Annotated in this window: 2 protein-coding genes and 1 tRNA gene; 1 reads left to right on the forward strand and 2 read right to left on the reverse strand. The window is 33.2% G+C overall.

The window, feature by feature from the left end:
- Nucleotides 1-70 precede the first annotated feature (70 nt).
- A tRNA-Arg gene (locus B4F91_RS15850) sits at nucleotides 71-145 on the forward strand.
- 188 nt (nucleotides 146-333) lie between these two features.
- Here B4F91_RS15850 and B4F91_RS15855 read toward each other — a convergent pair.
- Nucleotides 334-1,260, reverse strand: coding sequence for a hypothetical protein (locus B4F91_RS15855; RefSeq protein ID WP_288635989.1), 927 nt, complete (start codon nucleotides 1,258-1,260; stop codon nucleotides 334-336).
- Nucleotides 1,261-2,544, reverse strand: a complete 1,284-nt coding sequence (locus B4F91_RS15860) for an AAA family ATPase (protein WP_288635991.1) — start codon at nucleotides 2,542-2,544, stop codon at nucleotides 1,261-1,263.
- Nucleotides 2,545-3,044: the final 500 nt, after the last annotated feature.

Raw genomic sequence — 3,044 nt, forward strand, 5'->3', positions numbered from 1 at the left:
GCCGTTATAATTTTTGTAAGCTGTAAGCTGTAAGCTGTAAGCTGTAAGCTGTAAGCTGTAAGCTCGATGCGGCCTCTTAGTTAAATGGATATAACGGCCCCCTCCTAAGGGGCAGTTGCAGGTTCGATTCCTGCAGGGGCTACCAATTAAATCAATAGGTTAAGTGTTTTTTTCATGCTACTTGTTTTGTGTAGCATATTTTTAGCCGGTGCGATACTCGATAAAATTTATTAAGGTTTATCTGTTGATATTGCAAAGTAGTGATGGAAGGGGTTATTTATATAATATAGTCATGGCATTGGAGATACCATGACTTGAAATGATACTCTGTCATTAAGATTGCAAACAACTCTTTTTGATTTGTTTAATTCTGTCAACTATATACGTCAAGTCCTCGAAGTAAGGCTGCGATAATGCTAGACTTTTTAAAGACTTATTGGTGTAACCGTCATTAATACGATACAGGCATTTATCATAAGCTCCAGTTTTACAAGGCTTACAGTTAGATATTTCATTATCATGGCATTTCGACTGCAAATTATTAATAGCTTTTAATAACTCTATTGCAAATAAGTCAAGTAACCATTTACCTTTGGTAATTCTTTTTAAAGTTTCTAATGAGTTAGTAAGATCCTTTTCATTCGCAAATAAGTCTAAAGCCTCTTTTTTATTTGCAAGTTCTCGTCTAATTTTTGGATCTTTTGTTCGCCCATAGTTATATGAATAAGAAAAACATGATTCATATTCAGGCTCTAAAGCTTTTTTTAGTGCTTCCAGTGAAAAGTAATAAAGATCGAGTAATTTATTTGATACTTCATCCATGACCTTTTTACAAAGCTCATCTGTAATAAGAACTCTATTAGCTTTACAACAAATGCTCAGTATTCTTTGAACAATTTCTTTAGCTACAAAGTGACTTTCAATTGAATAGTAATTTAATACCAAAATTGGCTCAAGTTCGGGTAGCTCTAACCTGAAGTCTCTAACATCTTTGTCAATTATCGCTAATATGTGCTCATCTAATCTATGGGTTTCACAATTTAAAGAATTTAGCTCTTCAATTGCACGTATAACGTGATCACATCCCTCACCAAAGCCATCAATATTATCAATTGAATATACTTCATAGTTAAATTCAACATCAGGTGCTAAATTATCATAAACTGAAATATCATCTATTCCTTCTACAATTAAAGCTGGTACTCCAGTGATAATTGCTTCATTGAGTATTTCATCGATTTCATAAAAACAACTTTCCACTTAAGATCTCCTAACTAAAAGCTTAGAAAGATAGTCAGGATTTCTTTTTGCAAGTGCAGGGGAGTGAGAAGCAACAATTATCTGAGTTTTAGGTAGTAGTTCTGAAAAAATTGACATTAACTCCCTTTGCCATTTTATATTTAGCGAAATTTCAGGTTCATCTATAATTAAGAAATTTCTCTCTTGACCCTCGAATAACACTAACGCTAAGAAAGTCAGAATATGTCTTTCACCACTAGATAATTCGTTTACGGAGTGTCGCTCACCATCAATTCGGACAAAAACCTCTTGACCATTCACAACAAGTTTTTTGTCGCCAATTAAATAAGCGTTGAAGCGCTCAACAAGTAGATTTATAGCGCTTAAAATTAACTTTTCGACTTCCAGTTCATCAATCATATTTTGGAATAACTCACTAAGTAATGAGTGTTCTAATATTTTTTCTAGTTCTCCTTTTTGATTGATTTTACCTAAAATGTTAACTATGCGAGTTTTGAAATTATTATCCTCACCATCATCTAAAGCCTCTATTATTCTGTCTTTGCTTTCCAAAATTCGAGGGCCGAGGTTTTGACGTTCTGGGTGAAATTGACGCGGCGAGCTATTTTCAACGTCAATTGCTACAGACAAAGTGTCAAATAAAGCACTTTGTATTTTTTTAGTTGCTGTGAATCTGGCAATTCTATATCGTTGAAGTAATAACTCTTCAATATTTTCAATTTTTATACTTTGTAGGTACAAGTGACTTTTGTTGAAATCTATTTCAGGTCTTCTGTTTCTATTTCTGACTGCATTTTTTCTTCTAAGGAAATAAGATAACTCCTCAGAAAGTTCAATTATCATTTTGCGGGTATAGCTAATACCTCTTTCTCGAGCAAAAAATTGGCTCTGCCATTTAGGGTGCATAAAAAAATCAATTAGAACGTCAGGCTCAACTTTCATTGATTGTGTGCTAATACCCCTCTCTACACCTAAAGATAAAGATTTAGAGTTTGATAGAGGGCTCTCATCGAAACTAGTCCAATCATAGCCATGCTCTGATAGTACAACAGAGACTCTTATTTCTTTATCATCATCCTGTACATCACAGTTAATTGATCTTATACCTATTGCTAAAAGAGCTTCATCATCCTGTGATAAAAATGAATTAATTGCTTTTAGGAATGTTGTTTTTCCACAACCATTATCACCGAAAATTACAGTTACATTTTTTGCTGACATATCAACAGTAGCTATTCTGTCATCAGCTTTGAAACCATTGAACTCTATTTTCTCTATTCTCATTCTGAATCCATCTTTTGAGATTAAGGCTTAAAACAAGCTTGTTAGAGGTTACATTAAATTGCATATTTTTAACCATATTGGGTGATTAATTTAGTTAATTATGAAACCAATTTTGGCAGGTGAGAGGTTTAAATAAATTGTTTAGCGATTAGCTCTCCCTGCAACGCATACAATTACTTTACCATTACACATAATTAAGAAAAGCATTGCAATAAATTTTATAAAAACAGGTTAAATATCGATTTATTAAATCACTATACAGTACAGTTATTTACAGAGCTCCAAGTAAAAACTTTCTTGCCATTTTGGCAGGTGCGTAGCTAAAGGTTATTTTTGAATTTTGGTAGAGGATTTGAGCTACCTTAAGCTCGTTTTATAGCTTTAGGTCTTTTGAAAAGTGTCAAAATAGTGCTTTAGCTATTCAAAGTAATATTGTTGTGCTTTTTCTAAACGCCATTGGTAGTAAATCAATGGGTTCACCCATTAGAAAGTTCCGGTCA

The organism is Pseudoalteromonas sp. UBA6610 (assembly GCF_002433295.1).
Classification (GTDB): Bacteria; Pseudomonadota; Gammaproteobacteria; order Enterobacterales; family Alteromonadaceae; genus Pseudoalteromonas; species Pseudoalteromonas atlantica.